Below are 17,513 nucleotides of genomic sequence, written 5' to 3' on the forward strand. Positions count from 1 at the left end.
GCGGCGGTCGGACCCGGTCAAAGCACGGTTTTCGCCCCTCGGAAGCTCCCGGACGAGCTCATCGGCGGCGGTTCGTGCCGCGCATCGGTGTCGCGTCGGTCGGGTCTTCGGGCCACGGGTGCTTCGGGTAGCGGCCGCGGAGCTCGGCCCGGACCTGCGGATAACCGTTCTGCCAGAACGATTCGAGGTCGCCGGTCACCGCAGCCGGGCGTCCTGCGGGCGACAGCAGGTGCAGCACGACCGGAACGGCACCGTCGGCGATGCGCGGCGCCTGCCGCCAGCCGAAGACCTCCTGCAGCTTGACCGGGAGAGCAGGTTGGCCGGCGCTGTAGTCGACCCGGATGTGCGATCCGGTGGGCACTTCGATGCGGTCGGGAGCCAGCTGGTCCAAGCGGCCGGCCTGCGACCACGGGATCAACCGCCGCAGCGCCTCCGCAGCGGACAGCCGCAGGTCCGCACGTCGGCGCGCCTGGGACAGCTCCGGCTCCAGCCACTGGTCGGCCACGCCGAGCAGGTATTCGTCGTCGGTGGCCGGCCAGGGCTCGCCAAGAGCTCCGTGCAGGAAGGCCAGGCGCTGCCGCAACCGGCGGGCGTCGTCGTTCCACCGGAGGAGACCGAGGGATTCCGCCCGCAGCCCGTCGAGCAGCGCCTCGCGGACGCGCGCCGGATCGGGGTCGCGCAGCGGCCGGGTGGCCAACGCGATCGCGCCGAGCCGGTCCACGCGAACCGCGCGCACGTCCCCGTCCACCCAGGCGATCTCGTCGTCGCAGCTGAGCAGTGCCGGCGCGGCGCGGCGGGCGAGTTCCTCGTCCGCGCTCGCGGCGAGCCGGATGACTCCGGCCGAACGTCCGGGCGAACGGTCGGCGACGGCCACGGCGAGCCATTCCGAACCGCGCAGCCCGGAGCCGGCCGGTAGCTCGACGGCCGTGCCCGAGGCCATCAGGTAGGTGGCCGAGTCCTCACCGCGGCGCTTCGCCAGCCGCTCCGGCTGGGCCAGCGCGACCACCAACGCCTCGTCCCCGCCACGACGCGGTGTACCGGGCACCTGGGACACGAGCCTGCGGGCCTCCTCGCGCCACCGCTTCGCACCGGGCCCACCGCCGCGCAGCTTCGACAGCGCACCGGCCACATCGGTCTCGCCTGTCAGGGCATCGTTGTCGAGCAGCGCGACGACCTCCGCCGCGACCTCGCCGCCCGCGGTCTCGGCGCCGTCGAGCAGAGCTCGGGCGAGTCGCGGGTGCAGGCCGAACCCGGCCATCCTCCGGCCCCGTTCGGTGATTCCTCCGGCCTCGTCGAGCGCCCCGAGCCCTCTCAGCACCTCACGACCGGCGGCCAGGGCCCCACTCGGAGGCGTGTCCCACCACGACAGGGCCGAGCCGTCGGGAGTACCCCAGCAGGCCAGTTCCAGCGCGAGTCGCGTGAGTTCGGCGGTGCGGATCTCCGGTTCGGGATGGGCGGGAAGCGTCGAGTGCTCGTGCTCCGGCCAGCAGCGGTACACCAGACCGGGGCCCTGCCTGCCCGCCCGGCCGGCGCGCTGGTCGGCGACGGCGGCTGACACGCGCACCGTCGCCAGGCCGGACAAACCGCGCCGCGTGTCCATCCGGGAGACCCGGGCGAGCCCGGAATCGACCACGGCGCGCACCCCCGGCACGGTCAGGCTGGACTCGGCCACCGCGGTGGCCAGCACGACTCGTCGCCGATGCCCCTGCCGCAGCGCGTTGTCCTGCTGCGCGTGCGCCAGACGGCCGTGCAGCGGCAGCACGTCCACATCGGGCAGATCGGCGAGCTGTTCGGCGACGCGGCGGATCTCCCCCGCACCCGGCAGGAAGACCAGCACATCACCGTCCTGTGCGGACAGAGCCGCGCGGGTCGCGCGGGACACCACCGATTCGGTCCGCTCCCCGCGCCGCGGCGCCAGGTGCGTCACCTCGACCGGGTGCGTGCGGGCATGGGCGTGCAGCACCGGTGCGCCGTTGAGGAGATCGGCCACGCGTTCGGCGGCCACGGTCGCCGAGGTGGCCAGCACCTTCAGGTCCGGGCGCAGCCCTTCGCGGGCGTCCAGCAGCAGCGCGAGCAGCAGATCGGCGTCCAGGTGGCGTTCGTGGCACTCGTCGAGCACCACCACGTCCACCCCGGACAGCTCGGGGTCGGCCTGCAGGCGACGCACCAGCAGGCCCGACGTCACCACCTCGACGACCGTGTCCTTGCCGCGCCGCCTGTCACCGCGCACCGAGTAGCCGACCCGCCGACCGACCTGCTCGCCCAGCAGTTCGGCCATCCGCCCGGCCGCGGCGCGAGTGGCGAGCCTGCGCGGTTCGGCGACGACGACCCGCAGCCCGGCCTCGGCCAGCGCCAACGGCACGAGCGTGGTCTTGCCGGTTCCAGGCGGTGCGACGAGAACGGCGGTGCCGTGCCCGGTCAGCGCGGAGGTGACCTCACCCAGGACCGGGCGGACCGGGAGATCGGGGAACTCCATCAACGCCCCGGGCTCAGACGAGTTCGTCGTCTTCGGGGTTGTGCTTGAAGATCGTCTTGCCGCGCAGGACGGTGCGGAGGCATCGCGGCATCGGCGCTTCCGGCGAGAGGTCCGGCAGCGGCGGCACGCCGGAGCGCGGATCGGTCGACCAGCGCTGGACGCGTGAATCGGTCCCGGCCACCACGAGCTCACCGGCGTCCCACACCGCGTAGGTGGCGGGCGCACCGGGCACCAGCGTGCCGGTCACGCCGTCGTCCACACCGGCGGCACGCCAGCCGCCCCGGGTGTGCGCGGTGAACGCGGCGCGCGGTGAGATGCCGAAACCGTCGGTGCGGTGGTTGACCGCGGCCTGCACCGAACGCCACGGGTCCACCGGGGTCACGGGTGCGTCCGAGCCCAGCGCCAGCAGCACGCCGTTGGCCGCCAACCGGGAGAACGGGTTCAGCTGGGCGCCCCGGGGAAGCCCGAGCCGACGGGCGTACATGTCGCCGGTGCCGCCCCAGGAGGCGTCGAAACCGGGCTGCACCGACGCGACCACGCCGAAGGAACCGAGCTCGGCGGCCTGCCCCTCGTCGATCATCTCCAGGTGCTCCAGCCGGTGCCGCATGCTCGCCAGCTCGGGCACGCCGACGGTCTCGGCGGCCTTGCGGAACCCGGCGCACACCTCGGCGACCCCGGCGTCACCGATGACGTGGAACCCGGCCTGCAGGCCGGACCGCGTGCAGGTCACCAGGTGCTCGGCGACCGCATCGGCGTCGAGGTAGAGCACACCGGCAGTGCTCGGGTCGTCGGTGTAGGCCTCGCGCAGCGCAGCGGTGCGAGACCCGACGGCGCCGTCGACGAACAGGTCACCGGCCAGACCCCGCGCACCGAGGGCGCGGGCGCGTTCGACGGCGCCGAGCTCGCCCCAGTACCCGACGACCTCCGGCACACCGCCCTGTTCCGACAGCGCCAGCAGTTCGACCAGATCGTCCGCCCCGGAGATGTCCGGTCCGGCGCATTCGTGGACGCAGGCCACACCTCGGGCGGCGGCTTGCTGCAGGAACGCCAGCTGCGCCTCCTTGCGCTGCCCCGAACCGAGCGCGTCCCGAGCGGCACGTCGAACGTGGTGGTGGGCGACGCGGGTGAGCGGCCCTTCGTCGCTCCAGCCCTCGGCGCTGCGCGCCAGCGGCGCGAGGTTGACCAGTGCGTTGGACACCAAAGCCGAGTGCACGTCGATGCGTGAGAGGTAGACCGGGGCACCACCGGAAGCGGTGTCGATCTCCTCGCGTGTCGGAGGCCGGCGCTCGGGCCACCAGGTCTCGTCCCACCCGTGACCCCACACCAGCGCACCCGGGTATTCGGCCACGTGGTCGCGCAACGCGTGCAGGAACTCGGTCAGCGAGGCGCAACCGGTCAGGTCCAGGCCGCGCAGCAGCAGCCCGGTGGAGGTGGCGTGCACGTGGGCGTCGACGAAGGCGGGCGCGACGAACGCGCCTTCGAGGTCGATGACCTCGGCATCGGGGTGCAGCGCACGGCCGACCTCGTCGGCGCCGAGCCACGAGACGACGCCATCGGTGACGGCCATCGCGGTGGCGGCGGCGTCGGCGGGCGAGTGGATTCGGCCGCCGAGCAACAACGTGGTCTCGGGCATGTCCTTCGTGCTTTCCGCGTTCCGGGGGCTCAACTGCGCAGTTCGCTCTCGTCCGGGCGGCTCAAAGGCGCCCGATCCCGTGATCGAACTCAGCCCCCGATCCGCCCCGGCAACGATCGTTCTGACGAGCTTACCCGCACTAAACACCCGGCCTTGAACCTGCCGCGCTTAGCGCGAAGGCAAAGCTCAGGCTCACCGCAGCTGATCGGCGCGTACAGCGCGTCAGCGCTGCGGGGGCTCGTCGAGGCGTTCCGCGCGCACCGACTGCGGTGGGAGGATGATCGGCGTGCCCGCGGCGGACCCGGAGGACGTGGCGTCGTCCTCGTCGATGACCTCGCCGTCGATGAAATCGCCCGGACGGCCACCGGAGCGGTTGAACCGCTGCTGGTGCATCCACACCTGGTCCTGCACCTGCTTTGCCCGCTTCTCGGCCGCACGCATCATGCGCTTGCGCACCAACGCCCTGGTCGGCGGTAGGAGCAGCAGGAGACCCGCGACGTCGCTGAGGAAACCGGGCAGCACGATCAGCAGCCCACCAGCGGCGATGAGCATGCCGTCGGAGATCTCGCGGTCGGCGGGTCTGCGCATCCGGGCCGCCTCGCGGACCTCGCCCAGGGTGCGGCGGCCTTCCCTGCGCAGCAGCCAGCTGCCCAGGACCGCGGCCAGCACCAGCAGACCGATGGTGGGCAGCAGCCCGATCGCCTGACCCAACGCGACCAGCACGGCGAGTTCGGCGACTCCGGCGATGAGGAGCAGCACGAGGATCGGCACCCAGGACCTCCAGTGGTAAAGCCTTCTCCCCCGCCCAACGAACGGGAGGCTGGAAATTCTCCCATCCCGCATCGGAACATTTCGGGCGAACCTCGATCCTGCGCGGTCGCTCCGGTGGCGCCGTCGCAACACCGTGTGATGGGACACGAGCCGCGGCTCCGGGGAAGGCTCGTGTCCCTCCCGTTGGAGGCCGCCGCCGCGCGACACGAGCGTGGGAACCAGCGCTCAACACGGCGGTGCTGATCAGCCATCGTCGACAACTTCGTAGACTGCCTGGTGATGCGGGCGCACAAGTCGAAATCGCTCATCCTCCTGCTCGCGGGCTGCCTCGTGGCACTCGTGGTGTTGATCAGCGATCAGTACCTCCCGGGTCTGCCGATGCAGCCCAAGCAACTACCGGCCGCCGTGGTGACGGTCGGTGACTCGACGTTGTCCGGGGAGGGCGGCGGCAACTACATCGCGGGCACCAACGGCGAGGGCAACAACTGGTGCCACCGCTCAACCGCCGCGCCGGTGAACCAGCTGCGGCTGCCACCGGACGTGACGCGGATCAACCTGGCCTGCTCGGGAGCGCGCACCGAGTCGCTGCGGGCGGGCCCGGAGATCGTGGGCGTGGAGGAGTCCCAAACGGCGCAGCTGGCCGAGCTGGCGCAGCGCTACCGCATCACCGACGTGGTGGTGCAGATCGGTGCGAACGACGACCCGGCCTTCTCCGAGGTCGTCAACCAGTGCGTGGAGGCGTGGGCGCGCCGTGCCCCCGAGGGTTGCTCGGCTCGGCTGGATGATGGCCTGTGGGAGGAGCGCATCGACCGGATGCAGCCGAAGGCACTGGCGGCGGTGCGCGACATCCGCGCTGCGATGGACAGCGCCGGCTACACGCCCAGCAGCTACCAGCTGATCGTGCAGTCCTACGCCTCGCCGGTCGCACCGGAGGTGCGACCGGAGCTGCAGGGACTGTCCGGTTGCCCGTTCCAGCCCAGCGACCTCGCGTGGATCCGGGACGTCGGTGTGCCGCAGCTCTCCGCCGGGCTTGCCGAAGTGGCTCGCGAAGCGGACGCCCGGTTCCTGGACCTCTCGCGCGCGGGCACGGGCCACGAGGCGTGCACCGGTGATCCCGAGACCGCGAGCGGCGAGTGGTTCACCCGCCTCACCGTGGACTGGGAAGCGTTGAAGGACGAGCGGCGCGCACCGCACGCGATGCAGGAGTCCTTCCACGCCAACGCGACCGGTCACGCCCAGCTGGCCCGCTGCCTCGGCCAGTTCATGGCCACCACCGAACCCGGCGCCGCCTGCCTGCCGGACGAACGCGGGAACCTCACCGCCGTCCCGCTGTCCGACGCCCACCGCTGAGGGCTCAGATCGCGGGCGGCCGGTTCTCGAACGGGGTCGACAGCACGACCGTGGTGCGCGTGGAGACCTTGGCGGCTTCGCGGATCTGCCGCAGCAGTTCCTCCAGCCCCAGCGGCGAGGCCACCCGGACCTGGAGGATGTAGGACTCGTCGCCGGCGACCGAGTAACAGGACTCGATCTCCGGCAGGTGCTGAAGCCGCTGCGGGTAGTCGTCCGGCGCGGCCGGATCGATCGGCGTCAGCGAGATGAACGCGGTCAGCGGCAGACCGATCTGCTCACCGTCCACTTTGGCCGTGTAGCCCTGCAGCGCGCCGCGCTGCTCCAAGCGCCGGACGCGCTGGTGCACGGCCGAAACGCTCAGCCCGACGCGCTCGGCCAGTTCGGTGAAGCTGCACCTGCCGTCGCGCGCGAGTTCTCGCAGAATCGCCCGGTCGGTGGCTTCCAGAGTGCCCGGACCGGTTGCCCTCTCACTCACGCCGGCAGCACCACCAGCTCGTGCGGCTGGTTGTTCACGCTCTCCACACCGTCGTCGGTGACGATGACGATGTCTTCGATCCGCGCGCCCCAGTGGCCCTGCTGGTAGATGCCGGGTTCGACGCTGAAGGCCATTCCCGGTTCCAGGACCAGCTGGTTGCCACCGACGATGTAAGGCTCCTCGTGCACGTCGAGACCGATGCCGTGACCGGTGCGGTGCACGAAGTTCTCGCCGAACCCGGCCGCGGCGATCGGCTCGCGGGCGGCGGCGTCGATGGACTCGGCGGTGACGCCGGGACGGACGGTGTCGACGGCGGCCCGCTGCGCGGCCTGCAGCACCGCGTAGGTCTCGCGCACGCCCGCCTGCGCCGGCTCACCGACGGAGTAGGTGCGGGTGCAGTCGGAGTTGTAGCCGCTGGCGATCGGCCCACCGATGTCGATGACGACCACGTCGCCGCGCTCGATGACCCGGTCCGACACCGAGTGGTGCGGGCTGGCGCCGTTGGCGCCGGAACCGACGATGATGAACGCTGCCCCGGTGTGGCCCTCGGCGAGGATGGCCTCCTCGATGTCGGCGCCGACCTCGGTTTCGGTTCGGCCGGGCTTGAGGAACTCGGCCATCCGCGCGTGCACGCGGTCGATCGCCGCGCCGGCGTCGCGCAACGCCTGCAGTTCGGTGGCGTCCTTGCGCATCCGCAGCTCGCGCAGAACCGGGGAGGCCAGCACCTGCTCGGCGCCGGGCAGCTTGGCGCGCAGCGGGAGGGTGTGCAGCGCGGGCATCGCGTCGGCCAGCGCGACCCGTGAGGGCGTTCCCAGCAGGTCGGCCACCATGCCGTGCGAGTCCTGCCCGTCGACCCAGGTCACGACCTCGATCCCGAGGTCGTCCAGCGGGACGTCGGCGTATCCGGGCGCTTCGAGCTTGGGCACCACCAACGCGGCTGGGCCCTGGGTCGGAAGCACCAGGCAGGTCAGCCGCTCGTGCGACTCCCCCCCTGCACCCAGCAGGTACTGCAGGTCGGATCCGGGAGTGATCAGCACTGCGTCGAGGTCGGACGCTGCTGCGGTCTGCGCGGCACGGGTCAGGCGAGCCGCGAGCACGGCGGGATCCTGCTTCAGCGAGACAGTGGCCATGGTCCAAGCCTAATGCCGCAGCAAGACGAGGCCGACCGCACGGTCCAGGCGTGCCGCCCCCGCGGGGAACCGCCGAGCCCTGCCCGGCGGTTCCCACTGCGGCCGTCACGGTGCGAGATCGAAGACCTCCAGCTCGACGTGGGCTCCGGCACCTTCGGCGAAGGCGGAGATCCGGTCGCTTCCCTCGTCGGGGAACACGAGGTCGGTGAGCACCGCGCGGCCTCCGTCGGCGAACACCTCGACGCAACTGCGGTCGGCGATGACCCGCAGCTCGACGGCCTCACCCTCGACGACCAGCGGGGTGCGGTGGCGGGCCGGGAATTCGGCGCTGACCTGTGCGCGCCCGGAACGGGTGCGGTCGACGAACAGCTCCCCGGCCGCGGCGTCGTAGCCGACCCGCGTCCGGCCTCCGGGTCCGGCGAAGACGTCCACGCCCACCGCCGAGGCCGCGCCGAGCTGGAACCGGGCGACGACGTCGACCGCGCTCCCCCGGAACTCCACGCCTCCACCCTCGGTGAGCGGACCGCTCCAGGCTCGCCGGTTGGCGCGCACGCCCGCGAGTTCCCCGACGGGCTGCTGCACGAGCAGCAGCCCACCACCGGCACCGGTGGCGAGGCTCAGCTGGCGCGGGGTGCTCATCATTCCCCGCCACGGGTCGGTGGGAATCTTGTCGGCGTAGTTCCAGTTGCTGGTCCAGCCCAGCCACAACCGGCGGCCGTCGGGCACGTCGGAGAACGACTGCGGAGCGTAGAAGTCCGCGCCCCGGTCGACCCAGCGCACCTCCTCGGGCGAGCCGTCCGAGGTGAACCGGGTGCCGTCGAAATCGCCGGTGAAGTACTGGGTCGCCGATCCGCCGGCGGGTCCGCCCGGGTTGATGCTGACGATGAGAACCCACCTGGTGCGGGCGGGATCGCCGTCAACGGGCAGTTCGAACAGATCGGGACACTCCCACACACCGCCGTGCGAGCCGTGTTCGGCGCCGAACTCGCTGAGCAGCTCCCAGTCCCGGAGGTTCGCCGACCCGTAGATCTGGATGCGGTCGCCCGCGGCGATCAGCAGCACCCAGCGGCCGGTGCCCCCGTGCCAGAAGACCTTGGGATCGCGGAAGTCCTCGATGCCCGGGTTCGGGATCACCGGGTTGTCGGCGTGCTTGGTCCAGGTCCGGCCGCGGTCGGTGCTGTAGGCGATGCTCTGCTGCTGGCTCTCACCCGCGCTGGTGTAGATCGCCACCAAGCCCGGCTGCCCGCCGAAGAAACCGCTGGTGTCGTGGTGGTCGACCACGGCGCTGCCGGAGTAGATGTCGCCGAGCTCATCGGGTTCCAGCGCGACGGGTAACTCCTCCCAGCGCACCAGGTCGGGGCTCACCGCGTGCGCCCAGGACATGTTGCCCCACTGGTCGCCGTGCGGGTTGTGCTGGCAGAACAGGTGGTACTCGCCCTCGAAGAACACCAGGCCGTTGGGGTCGTTGATCCAGTTGCGGGCGGGTGCGAAGCGCACCGCAGGGCGCCAGTGCGGAGTCTCCTCCGCGAAGGCCCGGCCGGGCGTGGTCAGGCCTCCGAGCGCACCCAAGCCCAGCAGGGCTCCGGTACCGGCGAGGAATTGGCGACGTGGCAAAGCGGTTCGGATGTGCTGGCGTGGCTGCACTGGCGCTCCTTTGCTCCAGTTTCCGTTGACCTTCGAAAAGCCGTGGGGCTGATGAGCCGGTCAGGCCGGTGTCTTGTCCAGGTCCTGTTCGAGCAGCGCGGCGAGTTCGTCGAGCGAGTTCTGGTCGGCGCAGGTCAGCTCGACCTCTTCGCCGTGGTGCGCGCCGAGGCCCATCACGCCCAGGACGCTGGCGGCGTCGACGGGTTCACCGGCCACGCCGTCGACGACCTTCGCGATCCGCACGGATTCGGTGTGGGCGGCAGCGGCTTGGGCGAACAGGGCGGCCGGGCGTGCGTGCAGGCCGACGGAGGCGGCGATGCGGACGCGGCGTTGCATGCGGAGTTCCTCTCGGGAGTTGTTGCGGTGGAGTTCTTCGCAGGTTCAGGCGGCGGCGGCCTGCTCGGTGGTGGGATCGGCAGCGGGTTCGCCGGACGGCCGGCTGATCTGCTTGGCCACCAGCACCGCGGCGGCGGAGACCACGACGCCGACCACGATCGCCGCGAGGTACGGCAGCGGGTTGCCCACCAGCGGCGTCACGAAGATGCCGCCGTGCGGGGCCCGCAGCGTGGCGCCGAAGCTCATCGACAGCGCACCCGTGGTGGCCGCGCCGATCACGGTGGACGGGATGACCCGCAGCGGATCGGCCGCGGCGAAGGGGATCGCGCCTTCGGTGATGAACGAGGCGCCGAGCAGCCACGCGGTGCGCCCGTTGGCCCGTTCCGCCGGGGTGAACAGGCTGCCGCGCACGGCCGCGGCCAGCGCGAGCGCCAGCGGCGGAACCATGCCGGCCGCCATCACCGCGGCCATGATCTCCAGCGACGTGGTGCCGCCGATGCTGAGACCGCCGACGGCGAAGGTGTAGGCGACCTTGTTGATGGGCCCACCCATGTCGAAAGCGATCATCGCGCCGAGCAGTGCGCCCAGCAGCGCGGCGTTGGCCCCGGAGAGCCCTGTGAGCCAGCCGGTGAGCGCCGTCATGGCCAGCGCGATCGGCTTGCCGACGACCACGAACATCAGCGCTCCGACGAGGAGCGTGCCCACCAGCGGCAGCACCACGACGGGCATGATCCCGGCGAGGCCGCGCGGGACCTTGACCGACTTGAGCCCGACGATCACGGCACCGGCGAGCAGTCCTGCGACGAGTCCGCCGAGGAACCCGGCGCCGACGGTCACGGCGATCGCTCCGCCGACGAAGCCGGGTGCGATGGCAGGCCGGTCGGCGATGGCGAAGGCGATGAACCCTGCCAGCACCGGAACCAGGAACTCGAAGGCCGCGGACCCGATCTGGTTGGCCAGTGCCGCCCAGGACAGCAGGCTGGCCGGGTCGAACTGCTCGGTGACCGGTGGCGCGTCGGTGATCTGGTACCCGCCGAGCGCGAAGCTCAGCGCGATCAGCAGACCTCCTGCGGCGACGAACGGGATCATGTAGCTGACGCCGGTCATCAACCACTGCCGCAACCGGCTGCCGAACCCGGTACCCGCGGTGACCTTGCTGTCCAGCGCGGGCTCTGAGGCCGCCGGTCGCCCGGGCTCGGCGACGTGCCGCTGGGCGGCTTCCGCGGCTCGTTCCAGCAGCGCGGGGGCGTCGTTGATGGCCTGCTTGACGGGGACCTCGACGACCGGTTTACCCGCGAAGCGCTCCCGGTCCCGCACGCCGACGTCCACGGCGAAGATCACCGCGTCGGCGGCCTGGATGTCCTCGGTGGACAGCGGGGTGGACCCGCCCGAGCCCTGGGTCTCGACCTTCAGCTCGTCGTTCGCGTCCTTGGCGGCCTGCTCGAGCGCCTCGGCCGCCATGTAGGTGTGCGCGATCCCGGTCGGGCAGGCGGTGATGGCCACGTACTTCACGGCGAGACCTCCTCGCGGATGTAGGCGGCCAGCTCCGCCGGGTCGGTGCCTTCGGTCAGCTTCTTCTTGAATCCCGCGCGCACCAGTCGCCGGGCGAGTGCGGCGAGCACGCTCATGTGCTCCTCTCCGCCTCCCTCCGGTGCGGCGATCAGGAAGATCAGCTTGGCGGGGCCGTCCTCGGCCCCGAAGTCGACACCGGCGCTGCTGCGGCCGAAGGCCAGAGACGGCGTGGTCACCGCCGCCGAGCGGCAGTGCGGGATGCCGATGCCGCCTTCCAGCCCGGTGGGCATCTGCGCCTCGCGGGCGTCGACGTCGGCCAGGAAGGTGTCCAGGTCGGTGACCCGGCCGGCCTCGACCAGGCGCTGCGCCAGGTCGCGGACCACGGCTTCCCGGTCGGTGCCGGGCAGTTCCAGCTCGACGAGGTTCTGGTTGATCAGTTCGGTAGTCATGCAGCCACTCCGGTGAGGCTCACTGTTGCGTCCACTGCGTCCACCCGCACCCGCTGCGGGTGGACGTCGTCCAGGCCGGGCATGCGGCTTCCCGCGAGCCCGACCGCTGCCGTGCCGTAGGCGACGGCGCTGCGCAGCGCCGTGGCCTCGGATGCGCTCGCGCGCAAGTATCCGGCGAGCATCGCGTCTCCGGCTCCGACGGTGCTGCGCACCTCGGCGGCGTCGCTCATCGCGTGCCAAGCACCGGTTCCGCTCACCAGCACCGCACCCAGCCCGCCGAGGCTGACCAGCACGGTGCCCACCCCACCGGCGCGCAACCGGTGGGCGACCTCGAGCACGTCCCCGAGGTCGCGCAGCGGGTCACCCGCCAACTCGGCGAGTTCGGCGAGGTTCGGTTTGATCAGGTCGGGTGCAGCCCGGCAGGCCAGTTCCAGGGGAAGCCCGGAGGCGTCCACCGCGACCCGGGTGCCCGCTGCCCGGGCCGAACCGACGATGCGGGCGTGCAGGTCCTGCGGGCATCCGTCGGGCAGGCTGCCGCAGGTCACCAGCCATTCGGCCCGCCCGGCGAGCTCGATCACCGAGGTCTCCAGCGCCGCCACCTCGGACTCGCTGAGCCGCGGGCCGGGCTCGTTGAACTTGCTGGTGGTCCCGTCGGCTTCCACGACCGCTATGTTGCTGCGGGTGGGCGCGTGCACCGGGACCTCGACCACCGGGACCGCTTCGGGTGCGAGGAGTTCGGCGAGCCGCGCCCCTTCGGCGCCGCCGGAGGGCAGCACCGCCAGGGTGGGCACTCCTGCTGCGGCCAGCGCGCGGGCGACGTTCACACCCTTGCCGCCGGGGTCCAGGCGCACCTGCTTCGCGCGGTGCACGGCGCCGGGCGTCACCTGATCGACCTGAACGGTGCGGTCGAGGCTGGGGTTGGGCGTCACGGTCACGATCACGCCAGCACCACCTCCGCCTCGGTGGCCTTGAGCTCGTCGACGGCGGCGGCGTCCAGCCCGTCGTCGGTGATGACCAGGTCGATCTCGGAGAGCTCGGCGAAGCGGCTGAACTGGTCGTCGCCGTACTTGCTGTGGTCGGCCAGCAGCACCCGCCTGCGGCTGGCGGCCACCATCGCCGACTTCACCGCCGACTCGGCGGGGTCCGGTGTGGTGCAGCCCCGCGCCGCGGAGAAGCCGTTCGTGCCGAAGAAGCCGACGTCCACGGTCAGCAGCCGCAGCACGTCCAGGGCCCAGGATTCGACGGTGGCCAGGGTCGTGCCGCGCACCCGGCCGCCGAGCAGGTGCACGATGAAACCGTTCCTGGTGGCCAGCTGGTTCGCCGCGGGCAACGAGTTGGTGACCACGGTCAGCTCGCGGTCGGCGGGCAGCAGCCCGGCGAGCCTGGCGGTGGTGGTTCCGCCGTCGAGCAGCACGGTTCCGCGTGCGGGCACCTGGTCCAAGGCCGCCTTGGCGATGCGTTCCTTCTTCTCCGCGTTGGTCTGGTCCCGCAGCGAGATCTCGGGCTCGAAGTCGAGCCGGTCGATGGCGATGGCTCCGCCGTAGACGCGTCGCAGCAGTCCTTGTCGTTCCAGCGCGGCGAGGTCGCGGCGGATCGTTTCGGGTGCCACCTCGAACTCAGCCGCGGCGGCGGTGACGTCGATGCGTCCGTCGCGCCGTGCCCGCTGCGCCAGCAGCTGCTGGCGCTCCGCCCCGTACATGCCCGTTTCCCTCCGATTGTTGTTTGGTGTTGCCTGATTGTGCCTCTTGTTGTCATATTGTCAAGGCTTCGAGAACACGAGGAAAATCCTCGGCACGGTAGGGAGTGGTGCATGTCCACGCTGCGGGGAGTCGGTGTCAGCCCTGGCCGAGCGGCCGGCCCGGTCTTGTTGGTTCATGACCGGTTGCCCGAGCCCGAGCGCGGGCCCGAGCCTTCCGACCCGACGGCCGAGGCCGAGCGGATCCGACCCGCCGCGCAGGCGGTAGCCCGCCACCTGCAGAAGCGGGCGGCGGACACCGACGGCGAGGCCCGGTCCGTCCTGGAGGTGACGGCCGCGATGGCCACCGACCCAGGTCTGCTCTCGGCCGCCGAGCAGGCGGTCACCAGTCGACGGCTGCCCGCCACGCGCGCGGTTTTCGAGGCCGCGGAGCAGTTCTCGGACGCGTTGGCAGCGGCGGGAGGTTACCTGGCAGAACGCGTCCGGGACGTGCAGGACGTGCGGGACCGGATCGTTGCCGAGCTGTCCGGGACCGCCGCGCCGGGAGTGCCCGAACCCGCCGCGCCGAGCGTGCTGGTCGCGCGCGACCTGGCTCCGGCCGACACCGCCGATCTCGACCCCACGATGGTGCTGGCCCTGGTCACCGAGGAGGGCGGCCCGACCAGCCACACCGCGATCCTGGCCAGGGCGCTGGGGATCCCGGCCGTGGTCGCCGCGCGCGGGGCGCTGGCGTCGGGAGCCGCCGGCGCGCGCGTGGACGGAGCGGCGGGCACGGTCGAGCTCGTCGCCGAACCCGTCACCGCCGAGGCGGCCACCCGATCCGGAACCCGTTGGTGCGGATCCGGCAAGACCGCCGACGGTCATCCGGTGAAGCTGCTGGCCAACGTCGGTTCCGCGGCCGATGCCACGAACGCCATCGATGCGGGCGCGGAGGGATCGGGGCTGTTCCGCACGGAGTTCTGCTTCCTGGACGCCACGAGCGAACCGTCCGCCGACGCCCAGCGCGAGTGCTACGCCGAGGTGCTGCGCCCCTTCGCCGGGAAACCCGTCGTGGTGCGCACTCTCGACGCGGGAGCCGACAAACCGCTGCCCTTCCTGGACATCGCCGCTGAACCCAATCCCGCCCTGGGCGTGCGGGGTGTCCGCGTCGCCTTCGACCGCCCGGACGTGCTGGACCGGCAGCTCGCCGCGATCGCCGCCGCCACCGAGGACACCGGCGCCGAGGTGTCGGTGATGGCGCCCATGGTGGCGACCCCGACCGAGGCGGCGTGGTTCGCCGAGCGCGCCCGCGCTGCCGGTGCCGGTCGCGTCGGGGTGATGGTGGAGACCCCCGCCGCCGCGCTGTGCGCCGAGGAACTGCTGGCCGAGGTGGACTTCGCCAGCATCGGCACCAACGACCTCGCCCAGTACACTTGCGCCGCCGACCGCATGACCGGCGCGCTGGCGGCCCTCAACGACCCGTGGCAGCCGGCACTGCTCCGGCTGATCGCCTTGCTGGGAAGCGCCTCCGCGTCGCAGGGCAAGCCGGTGGGCGTGTGCGGCGAGGCGGCGGCCGACCCGCTGCTTGCCGGTGTCCTGGTCGGCCTGGGGGTCAGCAGCCTGTCGATGACCTCGGCGGCACTGCCCGCGGTGGGTGAAGCGCTGGCCGGGCGCTCGCTGCCGGAGTGGCGTGCGGCCGCCGAGCGGGCGGTGTCCGCGCCTGACCGCGTGCAGGCGCGCGAACGAGCCCGGGCCGCTGTGGACGGCTGAGCGGATCGGCAGGTCGGGCGCGTGGCGCGGGCCGGACATGACAAGCTGGGCGCGTGACCGGACCTCTCATGCTCGTTGATTCGGCCGGGTTGTGGTTTCGCTCGTTCTACGCGCTGCCCGACTCGTTGACCGCCCCTGGTGGCACGCCGGTGAACTCGGTGCGCGGCTTCTGCGACATGCTGGCGAAGCTGATCACCGATCGCCGGCCGTCACGGCTGGTGGCGTGCTTGGACAACGACTGGCGCCCGCAGTTCCGGGTCGACGCGCTGCCGTCGTACAAGACGCACCGGGTGGCCGTGGAGGACCCGGACGCGGAGGAGGTGCCCGACACGCTCTCCCCGCAGATCCCGGTGATCCTGGAGGTCCTCGACGCGGCGGGCATCACCACCGCCGAGGCGGAGGGCTTCGAGGCCGACGACGTCATCGGCGCGCTGGCCGACCGCGAGCGCACCGACCCGGTGGAAGTCGTCACCGGCGACCGGGACCTGTTCCAGCTCGTCCGCGCCGAACCGCAGGTGCGGGTGATCTACATCGGAGCGGGCCTGGCCAAGGCCCAGGACTTCGGCCCCGGCGAACTCGCCGAGAAGTACGCGCTGTCCGAGGAGCGGGCGGGAGCGGACTACGCGGAGATGGCGGTGCTGCGCGGAGACCCCTCCGACGGGCTTCCCGGCGTGACGGGCATCGGTGAGAAGACCGCGGCGAAGCTGATCACCCAGTTCGGGTCCCTCGACGACCTGCTGCGGGCGGCTGCCGACGGCGACGCCCGCCTGACCTCGCGAATCCGCGCGAAGCTCACCGAGTCCGCCGAGTACCTGGCGGCGGCCCCGGCCGTGGTCAACGTGGTCAGGAACGCGCCGGTCGTCATGGACCGCGAGTCCGACGCCATGCCCGCCGCCCCGGACCGCGACCGGCTGCGCGCGCTCCAGTCCACCTGGGGCCTCGGAGCCAGCATCGACCGCCTCATCGCAGCCCTCGAACGCTAGGCACCGCCCCGAGCGGAGACCTAGCGAGGGGTGGCCTCGCCGGCCCACCGCGTCGGGTCGGAACAGGTTGCGCCCCACTCCGCTCGAAGGTCCACGCCCGACTAGAAGCCGGTGCCGCACCACGGTGGCCGCTGCAGCGGGAACAGCAGGTCGGCGTTGGTCAACGCCTGCGGATCGTGGACCTGGACGAGTCCGGCCGTGGCGAGGGCAGAGGCCGTCTGATCGCCCAGGTAGAGCGCCGCCAGGGCCGCGGCGTCCAGCGTCAGCTGCGGAGCGTCGTCGCAGGTCGTGGCCCCGTCCGGGCTGATGCGGTAGCAGCCGGTGTTGGCGGGCCGGAACTCGTCGACGACCTCCAGGACCACCGGTTCCCCGCGACCGTAGGTGCGGGCCCGCAGGGCGGCGAGGACGTCGACGAGGCGGACCCACAGGTCGTCGCTCACCCCCGTGGTGCGGCAGGCGCGACGGTCGGTCAGCCACCACTCGACCGGCTCGTCCACCGGGCGTTCGAAGCCCGCGACGGTCGTCACGAGGTCGATGTCGAGCAGGAAGCGCCACAACTCGATCGCCGCGACGTCGTTGGCCGCCACCAGATCCCACACATCCACAGTGGAGGATTCGCCTCGCGGCTGGTACACGACGAATCCGTCGTCCGCCCCGGAATCGTCGGCGTGCACCGCAACCGCCTGGCTCTTGTTCATCAGGGCGCTCCGCCCCTGCCACCAGCCGTCGGGGCGGTGAATGCGACCCGCGCGATCTCGCCCGCACGTCCGGTAGAGGGCCGGCATCAGCCGCAACGCCTGCTCCAGCGAGACCAACCGGACCTGACCGCCACGCGGGACCGAGCGGCGCAATCGCGCCCGGGTGCGGTCGATCTCCACGTTCCGGACCCTGCTGGCGACGCCGTAGCCGAAGCGCTCGTAGATCCCGCCCTCGCTGGCGTGCAGCATCGCCACGACCTCACCGCGCCGGGCGGCGTCGTCGAGCTGGAACCGGATCATCCCGGTCAGCAGGCCACGCCGGGTCGAATCCGCACGCACCGCCACCCCGGTCACCGCCGCCGCAGGCAGCTCGGCACCACCGGGAACCGCCAGCGAACTGGTCATCGACCAAGCCGTGCCCGCCAGCTCACCGTCGAGGAACGCGCCGAGCACCCGACCCGGTTCCATGCACTGCGAGCTCGCCGCCCACTGCTCGTCATCGGCCAGCGGGAACAGCACCGCCCGCCGGAACAGATCGTTGGCGTCGCGGTACTCGGACTCGGACAGCACCCGGACTTCGGTCTCACCCACGCCAGCAATCGTCTCCGACC

General features: G+C 72.0%; 15 protein-coding genes. 3 read left to right on the top strand and 12 right to left on the bottom strand.

Annotated features, from left to right (window positions below; translation table 11 throughout):
* Positions 1–58: 58 nt before the first annotated feature.
* The 3 genes from hrpB to E1161_RS11130 all read right to left on the bottom strand — a co-directional run bounded on the left by hrpB (position 59) and on the right by E1161_RS11130 (position 4,880).
* Complete coding sequence (gene hrpB / locus E1161_RS11120; protein ID WP_207920184.1) at positions 59–2,476, bottom strand: ATP-dependent helicase HrpB; 2,418 nt, start codon at positions 2,474–2,476, stop codon at positions 59–61.
* A gap of 13 nt (positions 2,477–2,489) precedes the next feature.
* Positions 2,490–4,109: an amidohydrolase gene (locus E1161_RS11125; RefSeq protein ID WP_132622345.1), complete on the bottom strand. Its 1,620-nt coding sequence runs from the start codon at positions 4,107–4,109 to the stop codon at positions 2,490–2,492.
* A 222-nt stretch (positions 4,110–4,331) separates the two neighbouring features.
* On the bottom strand, positions 4,332–4,880 hold the full coding sequence (locus E1161_RS11130; protein ID WP_132622347.1) for an FxsA family protein: 549 nt from the start codon (positions 4,878–4,880) through the stop codon (positions 4,332–4,334).
* A 279-nt stretch (positions 4,881–5,159) separates the two neighbouring features.
* Here E1161_RS11130 and E1161_RS11135 point away from each other — a divergent pair, with 279 nt between their 5' ends.
* On the top strand, positions 5,160–6,230 hold the full coding sequence (locus E1161_RS11135) for a GDSL-type esterase/lipase family protein (protein WP_132622349.1): 1,071 nt from the start codon (positions 5,160–5,162) through the stop codon (positions 6,228–6,230).
* 4 nt (positions 6,231–6,234) lie between these two features.
* On the opposite strand, the gene E1161_RS11140 is transcribed toward E1161_RS11135, so the two are convergent.
* The 8 genes from E1161_RS11140 to E1161_RS11175 form a co-directional block, all read right to left on the bottom strand.
* Positions 6,235–6,675, bottom strand: coding sequence for an Lrp/AsnC family transcriptional regulator (locus E1161_RS11140; protein WP_093418192.1), 441 nt, complete (start codon positions 6,673–6,675; stop codon positions 6,235–6,237).
* 26 nt (positions 6,676–6,701) lie between these two features.
* Positions 6,702–7,835, bottom strand: coding sequence for a M24 family metallopeptidase (locus E1161_RS11145; RefSeq protein WP_132622351.1), 1,134 nt, complete (start codon positions 7,833–7,835; stop codon positions 6,702–6,704).
* Between the two features lie 105 nt (positions 7,836–7,940).
* On the bottom strand, positions 7,941–9,479 hold the full coding sequence (locus E1161_RS11150; protein ID WP_132622353.1) for a glycoside hydrolase family 32 protein: 1,539 nt from the start codon (positions 9,477–9,479) through the stop codon (positions 7,941–7,943).
* A gap of 60 nt (positions 9,480–9,539) precedes the next feature.
* Positions 9,540–9,815 (bottom strand): HPr family phosphocarrier protein, encoded by a 276-nt coding sequence (locus E1161_RS11155; RefSeq protein ID WP_132622355.1) that lies wholly within the window; start codon positions 9,813–9,815, stop codon positions 9,540–9,542.
* Between the two features lie 45 nt (positions 9,816–9,860).
* Entirely contained in the window at positions 9,861–11,327 is a 1,467-nt protein-coding gene (locus E1161_RS11160) for a PTS fructose transporter subunit IIC (protein ID WP_132622357.1), read from the bottom strand.
* Complete coding sequence (locus tag E1161_RS11165) at positions 11,324–11,776, bottom strand: PTS sugar transporter subunit IIA (protein WP_132622359.1); 453 nt, start codon at positions 11,774–11,776, stop codon at positions 11,324–11,326. Before E1161_RS11165 ends, E1161_RS11160 begins: the two co-directional genes overlap by 4 nt.
* Entirely contained in the window at positions 11,773–12,717 is a 945-nt protein-coding gene (pfkB, locus tag E1161_RS11170; RefSeq protein WP_132622361.1) for a 1-phosphofructokinase, read from the bottom strand. The genes E1161_RS11165 and pfkB overlap by 4 nt, the downstream gene beginning before the upstream one ends.
* Positions 12,714–13,475 (bottom strand): DeoR/GlpR family DNA-binding transcription regulator, encoded by a 762-nt coding sequence (locus tag E1161_RS11175; protein WP_132622363.1) that lies wholly within the window; start codon positions 13,473–13,475, stop codon positions 12,714–12,716. Before E1161_RS11175 ends, pfkB begins: the two co-directional genes overlap by 4 nt.
* Before the next feature lie 111 nt (positions 13,476–13,586).
* On the opposite strand from E1161_RS11175, the gene E1161_RS11180 reads away from it, so the two are divergent.
* Entirely contained in the window at positions 13,587–15,221 is a 1,635-nt protein-coding gene (locus tag E1161_RS11180; protein WP_132622365.1) for a phosphoenolpyruvate--protein phosphotransferase, read from the top strand.
* 68 nt (positions 15,222–15,289) lie between these two features.
* A complete protein-coding gene (locus tag E1161_RS11185; protein ID WP_132622553.1) occupies positions 15,290–16,204 on the top strand; it encodes a 5'-3' exonuclease in 915 nt (304 codons plus the stop codon).
* A 101-nt stretch (positions 16,205–16,305) separates the two neighbouring features.
* Here E1161_RS11185 and E1161_RS11190 read toward each other — a convergent pair whose 3' ends face one another.
* Complete coding sequence (locus tag E1161_RS11190) at positions 16,306–17,493, bottom strand: GNAT family N-acetyltransferase (RefSeq protein ID WP_132622367.1); 1,188 nt, start codon at positions 17,491–17,493, stop codon at positions 16,306–16,308.
* Positions 17,494–17,513 lie beyond the last annotated feature (20 nt).

It is taken from the genome of Saccharopolyspora aridisoli (assembly GCF_004348445.1).
Taxonomy (GTDB): Bacteria; Actinomycetota; Actinomycetes; order Mycobacteriales; family Pseudonocardiaceae; genus Saccharopolyspora; species Saccharopolyspora aridisoli.